A 17,362-nucleotide genomic window follows, 5' to 3' on the forward strand; every position below is an offset into this window, starting at 1 on the left:
CGAGGAGCACCTGCCGAGCGGACCCCACTGTCGCAGGCAGGGACTACTGTGCTCGGGTGGCGGCGATGGCAGACGGCGATTTCGAACGCGAAGACGAACTCATGGCGGAGGTGCCCCTCGAGGGCGGCAACGCCACAGCTGTGAGCAGGCGCGGTTCGACGGTGCTTCGGGAGGGCGGCCCATGGACGCCCACAGTGCACGCTGTTCTGGAGCACGCGCGTTCGTCGGGGATGACGGACGTCCCCGAACCGCTCGGCACCTCGGTCGACGGCAGAGAGATCATGTCGTACCTTCCGGGCCAGGTCCCCGCATACCCGATGCCGTCATGGGTGTGGAGCGACTCTGTGCTTGTGCAGGCGGCACGGATGCTCCGTGCCTGGCACGACTCCACGGCAGGCTTCTCACCGGTGAATGCGGTCTGGCGTCTGCCATCGCACGATCCGGCAGAGGTGGTCTGCCACAACGATTTCGCTCAGTACAATCTGGTCTTCGATCTGGAGGGTGACGAGCCCGAGCTGACGGGCGTCATCGACTTCGACACGATGTCGCCAGGACCGCGGGTGCTGGATATCGCCTACCTCGCGTACCGGCTCGTCCCCTACCTTGATGAGCCGGACACTCCGGAAGGGCCGGAGCGGGTGCGGCGGCTCGCACTGCTTCTGGAAACCTACGGGGGAACCGTCAGTCGACAAGAGGTGTTCGCCGCGATGGTGGCGAAGCTGCGAGAACTCGCCGATTTCACCGACGAGCGAGCCGTCGAGACCGGCCGATCGGATCTCGTCGAGCACGCAGTGATGTACCGCGAACATGCGACCAGGATCAGCGCCGCCGGAGCGTGAGCACGACGATCGCTGCGACGCACGCCGCGGCGATGACGGCGAAGACTCCTGCCGTCGGAAGACCTCTCGGCGCATTCGTGCCGGAGAACGCCAGCACGAGAGCCAGCACAGCCTGCGCCGGCAGCTGCAGGACGAGCCAGCGACGGAGCGGACGCAGCAGAGCGCGCACCTGCAGGGAGCCTCCTGGTTCGACGACGAGCGCGAGCGCGCCGATCACGTGCAGCAGGTGCACGACCGCGAGGGTGACATACGGACGCCAGTCCCCCGCGTCGGGCGTACGGGCGAGTTGTGTCAGAGCGAGCGCGAGCGCGCATCCCCAGGTGGCCAGCGTCGACGGGAACAGCGCGCCGACCAGTGCCAGCGCCATGGCGATGTACGAGAACGGCTCCGGCATCATCGTGAGTGCCGCGGCGCATCCGATCAGCGCTCCGGCGAGCCGGGGCGAGACGCCAGGGATGAGGACGCCGGCGGAGATTCGTGCGTGAAGTCGGTCGCTCATGCCCGCCTCGGCGTCGCCAGCGTGCGCAGCACGGCGCGCAGTTCGGTGTGGGCGCTGTCCCAGGCCAGGACATCGACGCCGATGGCGCGCAGCTCGTGGAGGCGCTCGTCACGCAGGCCGAGAACCACACGTAGTGCGAGGAGCTGCCTGCGGTTCAATCCGCCGGAGTTCAGACGTGGGAGCGCGTCGATCGCGAGAACCCTGTGCCCGGCAGCGCGCCACAAGGCTGCCAGCCGTACGGCATCTCGCTCGAGAAAGCTGGAGACCAGCACGACCAGGGCGCCCGGCGCGACCAGCGGCGTTCGGGCTCTGCTCAGAAGCCTCGGATGCGGCGACGTCTGGGCGATGGCGGCCTTGAGCCGCTCGAGCTGCCGCCCTCCTCCGCCACGCGGCACTGCTCCCCTGGTGCGCGAGAGCACCTGGAACGAGACCGCGTCGCCCGCCTCGAGGTAGGCGGACGCGAGGCTCCAGGCGGCGTCGCGCGCGACATCCAGCGAGGTTCTCCCGCTCAACGTCGGGTCGCCCAACGTCCATTCCACGACCGCCTCGCCGACGTCGTCTGCGTCGTCGAAGACGATGGCGACATCCGCATCGGACGTCGCGTTGGTACGTCGCACGAACAGGTCGCCTGGTCGACGGGCGAGCCGTGCCGTCGCCTTCCAGTCGATGCGCCTCAGGCGGTCTCCCGCCGCGAACGGATGGATGTCGCGGAACTCACCTCCGTCGCCGGGGCGCGACGATTGGTGACCGCCGGCGAGCCCGCGCAGCCTGGCGGGCAGCGGCAGGAAAGGAACGCCCGTCGCCATCGGCTCGACGACGGTGCGCACGGATGCCCGCGCCGAGGCATCCGAGATCGCCGCGGCTTCGCCCGCCACCCCTCGCAACTCCACCGCTGCGATCTCCTGCTCGCCGGAGTGCGCAAGCGGAACCTCGATCGTCACGTTCGCAGGCGGTGCGACGGCGACGCTTTGCGACTCGAAGCCGAGCGCCGTGATGCGCAGCAGAACGAGGTCGACGTCGGGATCGGCCGTCACGGCCGCGTGGACCTCGGCGCTGGAGACCGGGCCACTGACCTCGTCGACCTGCGTCAGTGTCGCCATGACGATGCGATCGTCCCTGCGGACGCGGGAGCCGAGCACCACGGCCGCGAACAGCACGACGGCCAGCACAGCGACGTCGGCTCGCCCGAAGGTGAGGGCGGCGCCGGCGAGCACGATCGCGCAGACCGCTCCTGCGGCCGGCGCTGCCGAACGGCGCCAGCGCATCACACGGTTCCGGTTCTGGCGACAGTGGGCGGACCGGGCACAGCGGCAGCGATGCCCTCGATCACGCGTGACGGGTCGGTGCCGGCTGCCCAAGCCGCCGGTGTCAGGGTGAGCCGGTGCGCCAGCGTGGGCACGGCGATCTGCTTCACGTCGTCGGGAGTGACGAAGTCACGTCCGTCGATGACGGCGAGAGCCCGTGAGACGAGCATGAGCGCCTGGGATCCACGCGGCGATGCCCCGACTTCGACGGCCCGATCGGTGCGGGTCGCCGCGGCGAGATCGACGCAGTACCGCAGGATGTCCGCGTCGACGTGCACCCTCTCGACGCCCGCCTGCATCGCACGCAGTCCATCGGCATCGGTGACCGCGTCGACGAAGGCGACTTCTGTGCGGCGCGCGATGCGGTTCGCGAGCACGCGCTCCTCCTCGCCTCGATCCGGGTAGCCGACGCTGAGCCGCACCAGGAATCTGTCGAGTTGGGCCTCGGGCAACGCGTACGTTCCCTCGTACTCGATGGGGTTCGCCGTCGCGATCACGTGGAACGGCGTCGGCAGCGGGAAGCTCGTGCCTTCGACCGTGACCTGCCCTTCCGCCATCGCCTCGAGCAGGGCGGACTGCGTCTTCGGTGCTGTGCGGTTCAACTCGTCAGCGAGCAGCAGGCCGGTGAAGACGGGACCTGGGCGGAACGCGAACTCTCCCGAGGTCGGCGCATAGACGTACGAGCCCGTGATGTCGGCGGGCAGGAGGTCTGGCGTGCACTGCAGCCGACGGAACGGCAGGCCCATTGCGGAGGCGAGGCTGCGAGCAGCGAGCGTCTTGCCGAGGCCCGGCACGTCTTCGAACAGCACATGCCCGCCGGCGAGGATGCTCGCGAGGGCGATGCGCAGCGGCCGCGACTGACCGATCACCACCTGTTCGACGGCCTCCAGGATGTCATGCGCACGCTGCGCGATCTCCGCCGTCTTCGGCACGCGTTCATCGTTCACGGGTATTGCTGTCCCTTCGGTCGGTCGATCGCTTCGAGCGCGTCGACGCAGTGCGTCAGCGCTCCGAACGACGGCAGGATGCCCCGCACCGGATGCAGCGCGGCGTACGCCTGCTCTCCGATCAGAGCGACGACGGCCGCGCGGTCCTCCTGCGCGTCGACGTCGAGGCCGTGTCTGGCCAGCCGCCTGACGCCGAGCTCGCGTACGGCCCTGAACCCCGGTTCGCGCACCGAGCCGCGCCGGCCCTGGAACGCCCACGCTAGACGTGTCACGTCGGAGCGCGTGCCGGGCAGCGGCGACGGCTTCTCCTGCGGCCACTTCACGACACTCGGACCGCTGTACGCGGCCCAGGCGAGTCCGATCGCGATGATCAGGCATCCGACCGCCACGGAGAACCAGGTGTCGACGCCGAAGAACCAGAGCAGCGCGGCGGCGAGAACGCCGACGACGATCGAAGCGGCGACGCGACCGCCGGTGAGCCGACCTTTGTCCGGCGGGTCGACCTCGGTCATCGCGTCGCCTCCGCGTTCCAGGATTCGCGCAGGCGGGTCAGACATGAACGCGCGGTGGCCACCGTCGTCTCGTCGGCCGGATGCGATCCGAACCTGACGCCCTGATACAGGGCGAGCAGTGTGTCGGCGGCCTGGCTGTCCGCCCCGAACCGGGAGACGATGCGCGCTGTGTACTCTGCAGGGGTCTCCGCGGGGCGGCGGCGCACGCCGGACGCCGACGCGGCATCCTGGAGACCGAGCCAGGCCTTGACGATGGCATCGTGCGGCTCGCGCGCCTCGTCGAGCAGTTGGATTGCGCGCTCGATGCCTTCCGCCACCACGGGGGCTGCCGGTTCGTCGGTGCGCGCTGCCGGCCCGGCCGGTGTCGCAGGAGCGACGGGCGCTCGACGCTCTTCCGTGATCGTTCCCGAGCGGCGCAGCATGCGCCGAATCAGGTAGACGAGTATTCCCGCCAGAACGACAGCGGCGATCAGGGCGTACACGAGCCAGAGCTGAAGCTGCGCAGGCGGCGTGCTCGAGTGGGATGGCGCCGCGGGCACTTCGGTCTGGAACGGTCCGGGAGCGGCGGACGGTGGGATGCCATCGCCCTTGGTCGGAAGCCATCTCGGCGGTCCTGCGCGCAGCGGCCCGGCGACCAGCACGCCGCCGATCATGACGAGGCCGAGCACGCAGACGGCGACGACGAGCGCGGCCCGTCTTCCCGACGCCTCGGTGCTGCCCATCCGTTCACGCTAGCGCCCCGCGGGACCTGCCTGTGACGCGGATCGGTCAGGCGGCAAGGGCTCCCGCCCGGATGATGCGCACCGCTTCGGCGTGGCTGACCCCGCCGTTGACGAGATACGACCCCTCGACGAGAACAGCGCGGATGCCTGCAGCGGTTGCACCCTCGATATCCGCGACCGGATTGTCTCCGATCAGCCAGACATCGTCCGGGTGTCCGAACGCGTCGAGCGCGTGCGCGAAGATGCCGGGATGCGGCTTCTCGAACCCGATCGTCGCCGACGTGAAGACGGTGTCGAAATAGCCGGCGAGACCCAGCGCATCGACGATCGCCGGCAGCTCAGGAACATGATTGCTCAGCACGGCCTGCGTGACACCCTCGCGCTGCAGAGCAGCGAGTGCATCCGTTGCGCCGGGGATCACGCGCCAGGTCGATGCATCACTGAATCGCACCCGCACTCCGGCGACCGCCAGGTCGACGACGCTCTCCGGCACGCCCGCGCTCAGGTATGCCGAGCGCAGAACGGTCCCGAGTGCGCGCCACCAGGCGTCTGCGTCCGTCAGGTGGGTGCGGTCGAGCGTGGTGTCCTGCCACGGGAACCCGGTGCGCAGATAGGGTTCGAACGTGTCGATGGTCAGGTCGTTGTCGTTCCAGAGAGGCTCGAGAACGTCGAGCATGCACGACGACCAATGGCCAGGGCGCTCCGCGATGGTGCCGTCGAAGTCCCAGAAGACGACCGTCTTCGCCCTGCTGGTCGCGCTCACGCGTGCCCGACCTTCTCCATTTGGCGAAGGTCGCGCTTGAGATCGGAGAGCTCGTCTCGCAGGCGTGCCGCCAACTCGAACTTCAGTTCGCCCGCCGCCGCCAGCATCTGATCGTTGAGGTCGGCGATGATCGATTCCAGCTCGTGTGCGCCCTCTGCGGCGATGCCCTCCCGGCGCAGGTTCGGGGTCGGCGCCTTCTTGCGGCCGCCGCCCTCCCGCGCAGCGAGCATCTTCTGCGTGTCTGCGCCCTCGCGGGCGAGCACGTCCGTGATGTCAGCGATGCGCTTACGCAGCGGCTGAGGGTCGATGCCGTTCACGAGGTTGTACTCGACCTGCTTCTCGCGTCGCCGAGTGGTCTCTTCGATCGCCTGCTTCATGGAGTCGGTGAGCACATCCGCGTACATGTGCACCTCGCCAGAGACGTTGCGTGCCGCACGGCCGATCGTCTGGATGAGTGACGTCGACGAGCGCAAAAAGCCCTCTTTGTCGGCGTCCAGAATGGCCACGAGCGACACCTCGGGAAGGTCGAGGCCCTCGCGCAGCAGGTTGATGCCGACGAGCACGTCGTAGACGCCCTGTCTGAGCTCGGTGAGCAGTTCTACCCGTCGCAGTGTGTCGACGTCGGAGTGCAGGTAACGCACACGCACACCGGCCTCTGCCAGATAGTCCGTGAGCTCCTCGGCCATCTTCTTCGTGAGCGTGGTGACGAGCACACGTTCGTTGCGCTCCACCCGCAACCGGATCCCTTCGAGCAGGTCGTCGATCTGGCCCTTCGTGGGTTTGACGACCACCTCGGGGTCGATGAGCCCAGTCGGACGGATGACCTGCTCGACGATGCCGTCCGCCACGCCCATCTCGAAGCGTCCCGGCGTCGCAGACATGTACACCGTCTGGCCGACCCGCTGCTCGAACTCCTCCCACTTCAGCGGGCGGTTGTCGAGCGCGCTGGGCAGCCGGAAGCCGTGCTCGACGAGCGTGCGCTTGCGCGATGCATCCCCCTCGTACATGGCGCCGATCTGCGGAACCGTGACGTGCGACTCGTCGATGATGACGAGGTAGTCGTCGGGGAAGTAATCGAGGAGGCAGTGCGGTGCCTCGCCAGGCTGACGGCCGTCGATGTGCCTCGAGTAGTTCTCGATGCCGGAGCAGAACCCGATCTGCTCCATCATCTCGAGGTCGAACGTGGTGCGCATGCGCAGCCGCTGCGCCTCGAGCAGCTTGCCTTGGCGCTCGAGTTCCTCGAGACGTTCGGCGAGCTCGATCTTGATGGTGCCGATCGCGCGCTGCATGGTCTCGGGGCTCGCGGCATAGTGCGTCGCCGGGAACACCGAGACGGCGTCGAGCTGCTTGATCACCTCGCCTGTGAGCGGATGCAGCGAGTACAGCGCCTCGATCTCGTCGCCGAACAGCTCGATGCGGATGGCGTGCTCCTCGTACACCGGGATGATCTCGATGGTGTCGCCTCGCACCCGGAACTTGCCGCGTGAGAAGTCGACGTCGTTGCGCTGGTACTGCATGTTCACGAACATGCGGATGATCCGGTCGCGACCGATGTTCTGTCCGACTTGCAGGGCAGCCATCGCGTCGAGGTACTCCTCGGACGAGCCGAGGCCGTAGATGCACGACACGGTGGACACCACGACGACGTCTCGCCTGCTGAGCAGCGAGTTCGTCGTCGAATGCCGCAGCCGCTCCACCTCCGAGTTGATGGACGAGTCCTTCTCGATGAAGGTGTCTGTCTGAGGAACGTAGGCCTCTGGCTGGTAGTAGTCGTAGTAGGAGACGAAGTATTCAACGGCGTTACGCGGCATGAGATCGCGGAACTCGTTCGCGAGCTGGGCTGCGAGGGTCTTGTTGTGCGACAGCACGAGGGTCGGACGCTGCACCTGCTCGATCAGCCATGCGGCGGTCGCCGACTTTCCCGTGCCCGTTGCGCCGAGCAGCACGACGTCGGTCTCTCCAGCGTTGATACGGGCTGCAAGCTCTTCGATCGCTTGCGGCTGGTCGCCGCTGGGAACGTATTCGCTGACAACCTCGAAGGGGCGAACGGCACGGGTTGGCTGCATGGAATCAAGTGTAGGAAGAGCCCCCGACGGTCGCAGAGGATCACGCTGAGGGCGGACAGGTGGTGATTCGGCACCCAGTGCAATTCACAGGAGAATCGTGAGAATCGCATGCGGTTCCCTTACGGCCTCGGAGTAAATTCCAGAGAAACCCCTCAGGAACACCGACGGATCGGCACATGACGACGACTGAAACGACCACCCAGACGAAGCACCGCGGAACGCCGATCCTGTTCCATCGGCGCCGCGGGCGGGTGGTGATCCTGCTCTGCGTCATGTACTTCATCGCGTACTTCGACCGGAACAACATCGCGACAGCCGGTCCGAGCATCATCAAGGAATTTCACCTCTCCAACGCGCAGTTCGGACTCGCAGCCTCTGTGTTCGCCCTGTTCTACGCGTTGCTGCAGATCTTCGGCGGATGGATCGGCGAGAAGATCGGGCCGCGCCGCGGTCTGCTCATCCTCGGCCTGCTGTGGGGTCTTTCGACGCTCTTCACTGGCCTCGTCGTCGGCCTCGTGACGCTCCTGATCGCCCGCGCCATCCTGGGATTCAGCGAGTCGGCGACGTTCCCGACCGCCACGCAGGCGATGAGCCGCTGGGTTCCGAAGGATCGCAACGGGTTCGTGCAGGGCATCGTGCACTCGGCATCCAGGCTGGGTACCGCGGTCGCGCCCATCGTGGTGGCCGCGATCATCATCTGGTCAGGATGGCGTGCATCGTTCATCTACATCGGCATCCTGAGCATGCTGTGGGCGCTCGTCTGGTACGCGATGTTCCGCGACCGGCCCAAGGAGATGAAGGGCATCACCCAGCAGGAGCTGGCCGAGATTCCCGACATTCCGAAAGCCGCCGACCTGCCGCCCGTGCCGTGGAAGCGCCTGATCACGACCATCCTCCCCGTGACGCTCGTCGACTTCGCCTACGGCTGGGTCGCGTGGGTGTTCTTCACCTGGATTCCGACCCTGCTGTCGACGATCTACCACCAGGATGTGGCTAAATACGGCCTGCTGACCTCGCTCATCCTGATCGGCGGCGTTGTTGGCGACACACTGGGCGGCGTCGCAAGCGACTGGCTGCTGCGCCGCACCGGCAATGCTCGAGCTGCCCGTCGCACTCTGCTGCTGATCGGATTCATCGGCGCGGGCGTGTGCCTGATCCCTTTGGTGTTCACTCCCCCGCTGACTCTCGCGGTGGTGGCGCTCGCGCTGTCGTTCTTCTTCCTCGAGCTGACCAACGCACAGCTGTGGGCGATTCCGATGGACGTCGCCCCGATGTGGTCGGGAACGGCAAGCGGAATGATGAACACCGGCTTCGGCGTCGCCGGCATCATCTCCCCCATCGTCGTCGGCGCCCTCGTCGACTGGACGGGCGGATTCGCGTGGCCCTTCGGCCTCTCGATCGGCATCCTCGTCGCGGCCACCGTGCTCGCCGGCGTGATGCGGCCGAAGCCCGTGCAGCCCAACGTGCCTGCTGAGGACGCGGCGATCACCGGTCAGGCGTAGGACCTGTTCACCCCGGCGGCACCTCGATCTGCTTTCGGTGGTGGGCCCGAGGGCTGTACCTGCGGCCGGTGAGAGCCAGGCTCAGCGGCGTGCGGCGGGCGATCTCGGTGATCAGCACCGCGCCGATGATGACGAGCACGTAGGTGACGAGCGTGAGCCACGGCGTCGGAACCGTGTGCTCCAGCCAGTCGTCACCCACCCAGAGCAGAACCCAGATCACCATCGGGTGAGCGAGGAAGATGCCGAAGGAACGGTCGGATGCCAGGTCGACGGTGCGCGCCATGAACGACTCCTTGCGGCGTCGATCGGCCCACCAGGTGCCGATGGCAAGGAACCCGAGGCCCACCGCGACGCTCCAGACGATCACGATCGGTTGCATCGGCGTTCCTGCGCCGTAGTAGCTGTGGCCCATCGCGACCTCGAGCCAGTAGAAGGCGATCATGATGGCGCCGGAGCCGAGCACCAGCCAGCCGATGAGCACACGGTGCGATCGGATCCACGGCAGGAATGCCTTGGCATGATCGGCGGCGACGGCGCCAGCGATCACGAAGAACGAATAGGTGAAGACGATCTGCTTCGCCCAGTCGCCGTACCAGCCGGTCGTCGCAGGCGCGTAGTGGTACCACGACATCAGCCCGGCCTGGATGACCAGGGCGACCAGCATCAGGAGCCAGTGCTTGCCCCGGGTGCGGCGCACGAGCCACAGGATGACCGGAACGAGCAGGTAGACCTGCATCGTCACGAGCAGGAAGTACAGGTGGTACCAGGCGCTGCCGGTCAGCGTCGAGAAGACGAACTTCAGCACGAGATCCCAGAGTGTTCCCGTCGGGTGGTGCAGGTATCCGGCAACCACGTAGATCGCCGACCAGACGACATACGGAACGCCGACCAAGAGAAAGCGCTTCGGCCAGAACTTGCGCATCGGCACCGGCCGAGCGTCGTACGTGTAGACGAGCACGAATGCCGTCAGCGCGAAGAACACCTCGCGGGTGAAGTGCAGCAGATCCAGCAGCATGTACAGGCCGATGTCGTTCGGCCCTGCGGTGTGGCTCGTGGTGTGGACACCGATCACGCAGACGAACGTGAGGATGCGCACGATGTCGATCTCGTAGAGGTGACGGGCGCGCTTGTGGTGGTGCCGGGCATCCGTTCCGGAGGTCACCGGTCGGTGTGCCGCCTCGTCGGTCATTCTGCGTTCGCCGCGGAGTCCGCGATGGCCGACCGCAGCCGTACCCGTTGCACCTTGCCGGTCGCGGCGCGCGGAACGTCGTCGACCACCGTGATGGTGCGCGGACGTTTGAACCTCGGCAGGCGCTCCTCGGCGAGGGCCGCGAGCCGCTCGACCAGGGTGCGCTCCTGCTCGTCGCTGCGCGCCCTCTCGGCCGGGATGACGAAGGCGACCGGAACGAAGCCGAGAACGTCGTCCGGTGCTCCCACGACGACCACCTCGCGCACCTCGGAGTCGATGAGCAGCACCTCCTCGACCTCCAGCGGGTAGACCTTCTCGCCTCCGCGGTTGATCACGTCGTCGACGCGTCCGGCGAGCGTCACGTAGCCGTCGTCGTCGAGCGAGCCGAGATCGCCGGTGCGCAGCCAGCCGTCCGCATCGAAGCGGTCGGCTGCGGCGCCGCCGAAATACGATGTCACGACGCCAGGCCCGCGGATCCAGAGTTCGCCAACCGTGCCCGTCGAAACAGCCGTGCCGCCATCCCTCACCTCGACCTCGGTGCCCACCGGGACGCCGACGGTTCCGTGACGAGGCGCATTCACCGGGGTGGCCGTGATCTGACTCGACGCCTCGGTCATGCCGTAGCTGACGACGAGGGGGATGCCGTCGAACGCGTCCGCGACGGGACCCGGCAACGGAGCCGACGCGGTGCGGATGAGCCGGAGCCGCTGCGGCGCGGCGATCGGCTCCGTCGCGAGAACGGCCAGGATGGCCGGCACCGCGTTGATCCACGAGATGTCGCGTTGCGCCATGAGCGGCCAGAACCCTGTGCGGTGGAACCGGCGGTCGAGTACGAGGGTCGAACCGGCGGACAGCGTCGAGAGCAGGCCCACTACCTCGGCGTTGATGTGGAAGAGCGGAAGCGAGTTGTAACCGCGGTCCTCGGGCGTCAGGCGGAGATGATCAGCGACCGCTGCGCCGACGAAGAGCAGCTGGTCGGCACCGAGCTCGACGCCCTTGGGCGTGCCCGTCGACCCAGAGGTGAACAGCATGGCAGAGCCGTCAGGACGGAACACGGATGCCTCAGGGCGTCGGCCAGGACCGCCGTCGAGTTGCGGTGGCGCGATTCTGTCCACGCCGCACGCGGCCGCACGAGCATCGGCGGCCGTGACCAGAACCTTGGGGCCATCGACGAGCTTCGCGAGACGGGCGATGTCGTCGGGGGCGAGCGCCGGGTCGAGCGGCACGGAACGATGTCCTGCCGCGACCGCGCCGAGATGGGCGACGGCGAAGACGAGCGGGTCGGACTCGTCGATGAACACTGTCGTGCGGGCCGGCAGTCCGGCGCCGGCGATGAAGGAGGATACGGCGTCGAGCGTCTGCGCGTAGGTCAGTGCCGTCGTGCTGCGCGCATCCTCGAGGTAGTTGCGATCGCCGTCTTCTGCTGCTCTGAGTCGCAGCAGCTCCCCGAGCGATGCGGTCGGGACACCGTCCGTTTTCTCCCTAGTCACCTTTCGATGCTAGCCGCGGGATCCTATGTGCGGCCCGTGTGCACGCTGTCCGAAGACCGTGCGGTAATCGTCGTGGGGCGGACGGGTGAGAAGGTGTGCCGGAGCATCCAGGTCCACTGCGCCTCGAAGACCGGGTGGCCGGTGGCTGCGCCAGGACTGGCATCCGTCACGGAACGGTCGTGCGCCTGAACGGGAGTGCCGAGGTCGTAATGCGTGACGAAGAGGTGGGCGCCGGCGACGGGTGCGCCCGTGTCGATGGCGGAGCGGAGGCCCATGGCCCGCCAGGAGCCGACGATACGTCCCGCGTAGATGTCGCCCGCGTCGTCGAACCCGTACATGCGTGAAGTGGGCGTGGCACCCGGAGCGTGCATCCAGGTGGGGATGACGCCTCTGTCGTCGTCGACCGGAGAGGAGAACATGATCACGCCGCGCAGCGCGTGCAGGTGGGAGATGAACGCCGCCTCTCCCCCGCCCTGCGAGTGACCGGCGACCACGATGTCCTTCCACACCGGTCGATCGAGCGAGAGGTACTGGGACCACTGGCCGGCGGGATCCCGTCTGTTCGCCGCGCCGATGGCCGCGGCGAAGCGAGGCAGAATTCCGCCCTCGTGCCCGACGCGGCTGAATCGCGAGGGCGTTCCCCCGTTGAGGCGGTTGGTCTGCACGCTCGTGTAGCAGGTGGCGTCCACCTGGCACGTGCGGGCGATCGAGCGACCCGTGTTGTGGTATTCGAGTGACAGCACGTGGTACCCGACCCGCGTAGCGGTGTCGGCGAAGGCCAGGTAGTCGGACGGCACGGCGCGCGTCGCCGGCAGGAACAGCAGCAGCGGTCCATGTGCGTGCCCGGCCGCCGGACGCTCGATGATGTCGGCTGCGTTCGGGCGCGGCACGTCCGGATGGAGGAAATGACGCACCGGTCGCTCCGCTGCCGACGCGGGCGCCGGCAGCCACGACAGCGCCGCCGCGACCACTGCGACCAAGACGCATGCCGCGATCACGCACACGCGAATCGGCCATCTCACGACGCAAAGATATCCGCGCAAAGCTCGGAACAAGGCCAGCCACGGCCGTTTCGCCACTGAGGGTGCGCTCAGGCGGCCGCAGGCACCTCGCCCTGTGAGGTGTCGCGGGCGGATGCGCCGGGTCCGCCGAGCAAGATCAGCCGGTCCGCGACGCGCGCCTCCTCGGCGTCGTGCGTGACGAGCACCGTGACGGCGTCGGTCAGGGCGCCGCGCAGGTCGGCCATCAGCTCTGCCGACGCCTGTTCGTCGAGTTGCGCCGTCGGCTCGTCGATGAGCACGACGTCCCCTCGGGTCAGCAGCGTCCGTGCGACGGCGAGGCGCTGGCGCTGGCCGCCCGACAGCCTGCTACCCCCGGGACCGATCCTGGTGTCGAGGCCGTCGGGCAGTGTTGCGACGAGAGGGGCGAGTCCGACGCGGGCGAGCGCCTCGGTCATCTCGGTGTCGGTCGGCCGATCGTCACGACCTCGCGCGATGGCGAGGTTCGCACGCAGGGTGGAGTCGAACAGGTGGCCGTCTTGCGGGCACCACGCCACGCGGGTGCGGAGGGAGTGGGGCGAGACGGTGGAGGCATCCATCGCCTCGTTCTCGCTGACGAGTCGATAGCTGCCTTCGCCGGGATCGATGAACCGCAGAAGCAGCGCCAGCAGGGTCGATTTGCCGGAACCGCTTGGCCCGGTCACCGCGAGCCACTGCCCCTTGCCGACCGCGGCGGAGACGTGGTCGAAGACGGCGTGGTCGGTACCGTCGTAGCTGAATGCGACGTCGTCGAGCCCGATGCCATCGATGGTCGGAGCGCGGCCGGATGCCTGGGCGTGTTCAGCAGCGGATGCCGCCGATGCCTCGGCGACCGTCCCCAGCACCTCGGCGAGTGCGAGTGCCTTCGCCGCGGCCGCGACACCGTCGGTGAACGGCTCGATCAGAGCCAACGGAACGAGGGCGAGTACGGCGACCGCATCGGGGCGGAGTGTGCCGGATGCCACGGTCGCGGCCACCAGCGGCAGCACCGTGACGGCGGTGGCACAGCACGCCAGCACCACGAGCGCCGAGGCTGCGCCCTCGACGAAGGCGGCGCGTCGTTCGCTCGCCGATGCCGCCAGATCGGCGCGCCGGATGCGCGCGAGAACACCGCCCGCCGCCCGAGGCGTGAGGTCATCACGGGCGATCAGCAGACCGGTGAACGCGGTCAGCACGGCACTTCGGGCGACCTCGCCACGACGAGCGGCGATCCGTCCGCCGACGGCGGCGACCGCCGGTGCCACGAGCAGCGCGATCGCGCCGCATCCGCCGATGAGAGCCGCTGCGGGCGGAAAGATCAGCCAGAGCGTCACGAGTGCGCCGACGAAGACGACGGCAGCCGTGATCGCCGGCTGTACGACCCTGGGCATCAGATCCCGAACCCGATCGGCGGCACCCACCAGCGTGCGCAGGGTGTTCGCCGGCGAGAGCGCCGACCGGCCGGCCGGTCCCTTCGCCGCAAGTCCTCGCCAGAGGCGCAGTCTGAGCCCCGTGACCGCGCGAAGCACAGCGTCATGGGTCAGCAGCCGCTCCGCGTACCGCAGCGCCGAGCGACCGATGCCGAAGAACCGCACGCCGACGATCGCCACGAGCAGATACATGATGGCGGGCTCCTGGCTGGCACGCACGATGAGCCACCCGGAGACCGCGGTGAGCGCGACGGCGAACGCGGTCGAGAGAATGCCGACCGACACGGCGGCGACCATGCGCCAACGGACCGGCCGAAGGAATGCGGCGAGTTCGGCGATGGCCCGTCTTCCCGTCGGCCGCCCGCGATGCGCGGCAGACTCGGCGGCCGCCGCCAGGCGGAGTGGAGCGGATGTCGTCTCCTCCTCGCCGTCCGTCTCACATCGTGCAGGCAACGGCCTCCGCGAACGTGTCGATGCGCCGACGGCGACGACTTCGTCTGCGAGATCCTGCAACGCCGGGTCGTGGGACGCCAGTACGACGGTCGCTCTCCCCCGCAACTCCGCGATCTCGCGGCGAACGTGCACAGCGGAGCCGGGGTCGAGATGCGCGGTCGGCTCGTCGAGGAGCACGAGAGTCGCCCCGGTGTCGACGGCGGCGAGCACTCGGGTGAACGCGAGCCGACGCGCTTCCCCCGGACTGAGCTCGTCGGGGGAACGGCCGGCGAGAACGGCGAGACCGACGCGGCCGAGCAGCGCGACGGCATCCACCTCGGGTGCGCCGTAGAGCGCGACCTCGTCGGCGAGTGTGGCGGACGAGAAGCGCGGATGCTGCGGCATCCAGACTGTCGTATCGGACGGCGGCAGCAGAAGCTCGCCCGACACCGTCGCGTCGGGTTCGAGCAGGGCGCCGCGACAGGCGAGCACCGACAGCACCGTCGACTTTCCGGTACCGCTGGCGCCGGAGAGCAGCGTGATGCGATGCGGCTTCGCCGTGAACGAGAGCGACCTCACGGCGGTTTCGTTGCGCTGTCGATACCTGACCGAGAGGTCGTGCACGACGAGTGTCGACGAGGTGAGCGCCGTCACCGCATTCCGCAACGGCGTGCGCTCGAACACGGCACGCACCCGACGAAGAGCCTCGCGCCCCGTGTCGCTGGCATGGAACGCGGCACCGATCTCGCGGATCGGGGCGTAGCACTCCGGCGCGAGAATGAGAGCGACGAGACCTGCCTCGAGTGTGAGCTGGCCGTTCAGAAGCCGGATGCCGACCAGCACCGCCACGATGGCGACGGAGATCGTGGAGAGCAGGTCGAGTGCCAGGGCGGACAGGAACGCGGTGCGCAGCGCCGTCATGCTCCGTACCCGGTGGTCGTCCGAGATGTCGGCCAGTGCGCGCGCCTGCTCCCTGTCCCGTCCGAGACCGACCAGCACGGGGAGGCCGCAGGCGAGTTCGACGAGATGGTCCGACAGTCGGCCGAGCGCATCGAGGGAGGCTGCGACCCTGTCCCTGGTGTGCATGCCGATGAGCGCCATGAACAACGGCACCAACGGCACCGTGATGACGATGACGAGTGCACTGACCCAGTCGGCCGCAAGGATGCGCGCCCCGACCAGCAGCGGAACGGTCGCCGCCGTCACCAACGAGGGCAGGTACGACGTGTAGTAGGCATCCAGATCGTCGAGTCCGGTCGTCACCACTGTCGTCTCCGCGCCGACTCCTTCGCCGGAACGGTCGAGCATGGCGCGAGCTGCTCGTTCGCGCAGGTTCCGTTTCACGCCGGCTGCGGTGGACTGCGACGCCACTCGCAGTCCCCAGAGCGACACGGCGCGAACGAGCGCGCCCGCGAGTCCTTCGATGACGGGAATCGCGACGTCGCCGTGCCCGATCACGGCGACGATGCCGGCCGCCAGCGCGTCGGCCACCAGCACGATGCCGAGGGCCTTGAGGGCTCCGAGCAGGCCGAGCAGAAGCATCCGCTTGGTGCCGACCTCGGCGAGGCCGTCGGCCGGCGACGTGCGGGGCGTTGTCGTCGTCGTCATCGTGTCTTCAGCGCTGCGGTCACGGGCTTGGCCTGCGGGATGCTCGCGCCGCTGATGCGCTTGCGGAACACCCAGTAGGTCCAGCCCTGGTAGGCGAGCACGAGCGGTATTCCGAACGCGGCCACCACGCTCATCACCCCGAGCGTGTACGGCGAACTCGAGGCGTTGGCGACGGTGAGGTCGTACGTGTCGCTGATCGTGGACGGGAGCACGTTCGGGAAGGCGTTCGCGAAGATCGACGCCGTGCCCAGCAGCAGGAAGAGCGCCATGCCGGCGAACGCCCTGCCCTCACTCCTGCGCCGCGCCGAAAGCCAGGCGAAGACGGCGGCGGCCACCGCCGTCGTGACAAGGATCCAGGTATATGACTTGCCGTTCATGAGCTGCACTCCGAAAACCCACACCGCGATCGGGAGCAGTAGCACGGGCATCCACCGAACGGCGAAGCGTCCACTGCGGTCTCGGACGTCGCCTTCGGTCTTGAGCGCGAGAAAGGTCGCGGAGTGCGCGAGACAGAACCCTACGACCGCAAGGCCGCCGATGACGGCCCAACCATTGAACCAGTCGAACGGTCCGCCCGTCCCGTCGCCGTTCGCGTTGATCGGCAGGCCGGTCGTCGTGAGCGCCAGAGTCGCGCCGACGCCGAACGCCGCGACCGACGAGCCGACCCCCAAGGCGATGTCCCAGACGCGCGTCCACCGCGCGGTCGACCCCTTGCCGCGGTATTCGATGGCGACGGCACGGAAGATGAGGCTGAGCAGCACGACGACGAGCGGCACGTACAGAGTGGAGAACAGCGATGCATACCAGAACGGGAATGCAGCGAAGGTCGCGCCGGCAGCCGTGATCAGCCACACCTCGTTGCCGTCCCAGACCGGGCCGATCGTGTTGAGCATGACGCGGCGGTCGGTCTCGCTTCGCGCCGACACCAGCACGTGCATGCCGACACCGAGGTCGAATCCCTCGAGGAACAGATAGCCGGTCCACAACACGGCGATCAGAATGAACCAGAGGGTGGGAAGGAAGTCCATGATCGGTCCTCTCGA

The 17,362-nt window shown here is 68.1% G+C and carries 14 protein-coding genes; 2 read left to right on the forward strand and 12 right to left on the reverse strand.

Annotated elements, in window-relative coordinates; genetic code table 11:
- Window positions 1-65: 65 nt before the first annotated feature.
- Window positions 66-839: an aminoglycoside phosphotransferase family protein gene (locus tag MJ603_RS07150; protein ID WP_243063004.1), complete on the forward strand. Its 774-nt coding sequence runs from the start codon at window positions 66-68 to the stop codon at window positions 837-839.
- On the opposite strand, the gene MJ603_RS07155 is transcribed toward MJ603_RS07150, so the two are convergent.
- From MJ603_RS07155 to uvrB, 7 genes are read right to left on the reverse strand one after another with little or no spacing between them, the layout of a single operon-like run.
- A complete protein-coding gene (locus MJ603_RS07155) occupies window positions 820-1,338 on the reverse strand; it encodes a hypothetical protein (protein WP_243063005.1) in 519 nt (172 codons plus the stop codon). The genes MJ603_RS07150 and MJ603_RS07155 overlap by 20 nt on opposite strands.
- Window positions 1,335-2,603 carry a DUF58 domain-containing protein gene (locus MJ603_RS07160; RefSeq protein ID WP_243063006.1) on the reverse strand — a complete coding sequence of 423 codons (1,269 nt, stop codon included), beginning with the start codon at window positions 2,601-2,603 and terminating at the stop codon, window positions 1,335-1,337. The genes MJ603_RS07155 and MJ603_RS07160 overlap by 4 nt, the downstream gene beginning before the upstream one ends.
- Entirely contained in the window at window positions 2,603-3,535 is a 933-nt protein-coding gene (locus MJ603_RS07165) for an AAA family ATPase (RefSeq protein ID WP_374230872.1), read from the reverse strand. Before MJ603_RS07165 ends, MJ603_RS07160 begins: the two co-directional genes overlap by 1 nt.
- 50 nt (window positions 3,536-3,585) lie before the next feature.
- A complete protein-coding gene (locus tag MJ603_RS07170) occupies window positions 3,586-4,101 on the reverse strand; it encodes a hypothetical protein (protein ID WP_243063008.1) in 516 nt (171 codons plus the stop codon).
- Entirely contained in the window at window positions 4,098-4,823 is a 726-nt protein-coding gene (locus MJ603_RS07175; protein WP_243063009.1) for a DUF4129 domain-containing protein, read from the reverse strand. The genes MJ603_RS07170 and MJ603_RS07175 overlap by 4 nt, the downstream gene beginning before the upstream one ends.
- Before the next feature lie 46 nt (window positions 4,824-4,869).
- Window positions 4,870-5,586: an HAD family hydrolase gene (locus MJ603_RS07180; protein ID WP_243063010.1), complete on the reverse strand. Its 717-nt coding sequence runs from the start codon at window positions 5,584-5,586 to the stop codon at window positions 4,870-4,872.
- Window positions 5,583-7,652 carry an excinuclease ABC subunit UvrB gene (gene uvrB, locus MJ603_RS07185; RefSeq protein WP_243063011.1) on the reverse strand — a complete coding sequence of 690 codons (2,070 nt, stop codon included), beginning with the start codon at window positions 7,650-7,652 and terminating at the stop codon, window positions 5,583-5,585. The genes MJ603_RS07180 and uvrB overlap by 4 nt, the downstream gene beginning before the upstream one ends.
- A gap of 176 nt (window positions 7,653-7,828) precedes the next feature.
- Between uvrB and MJ603_RS07190 the strand changes: the two genes are divergently transcribed.
- The gene (locus tag MJ603_RS07190; RefSeq protein ID WP_243063012.1) at window positions 7,829-9,154 is read left to right on the forward strand and encodes an MFS transporter; all 1,326 of its coding nucleotides are present in this window, start codon (window positions 7,829-7,831) and stop codon (window positions 9,152-9,154) included.
- Window positions 9,155-9,161: 7 nt separating this feature from the next.
- Here the strand turns inward: MJ603_RS07190 and MJ603_RS07195 are convergent, their stop codons facing one another.
- From MJ603_RS07195 to cydB, 5 genes are all read right to left on the reverse strand, one after another.
- Window positions 9,162-10,343 (reverse strand): acyltransferase, encoded by a 1,182-nt coding sequence (locus MJ603_RS07195; RefSeq protein WP_243063013.1) that lies wholly within the window; start codon window positions 10,341-10,343, stop codon window positions 9,162-9,164.
- On the reverse strand, window positions 10,340-11,833 hold the full coding sequence (locus tag MJ603_RS07200) for a class I adenylate-forming enzyme family protein (protein WP_243063014.1): 1,494 nt from the start codon (window positions 11,831-11,833) through the stop codon (window positions 10,340-10,342). The genes MJ603_RS07195 and MJ603_RS07200 overlap by 4 nt, the downstream gene beginning before the upstream one ends.
- A 23-nt stretch (window positions 11,834-11,856) precedes the next feature.
- Window positions 11,857-12,855, reverse strand: coding sequence for a hypothetical protein (locus MJ603_RS07205; RefSeq protein ID WP_243063015.1), 999 nt, complete (start codon window positions 12,853-12,855; stop codon window positions 11,857-11,859).
- A 68-nt stretch (window positions 12,856-12,923) separates the two neighbouring features.
- Entirely contained in the window at window positions 12,924-16,319 is a 3,396-nt protein-coding gene (cydC, locus tag MJ603_RS07210; RefSeq protein WP_243063016.1) for a thiol reductant ABC exporter subunit CydC, read from the reverse strand.
- A complete protein-coding gene (gene cydB / locus MJ603_RS07215; protein WP_243063017.1) occupies window positions 16,316-17,347 on the reverse strand; it encodes a cytochrome d ubiquinol oxidase subunit II in 1,032 nt (343 codons plus the stop codon). Before cydB ends, cydC begins: the two co-directional genes overlap by 4 nt.
- Between the last annotated feature and the right edge of the window lie 15 nt (window positions 17,348-17,362).

It is taken from the genome of Humibacter sp. RRB41 (genome assembly GCF_022761015.1).
Taxonomy (GTDB): domain Bacteria; phylum Actinomycetota; class Actinomycetes; order Actinomycetales; family Microbacteriaceae; genus Humibacter.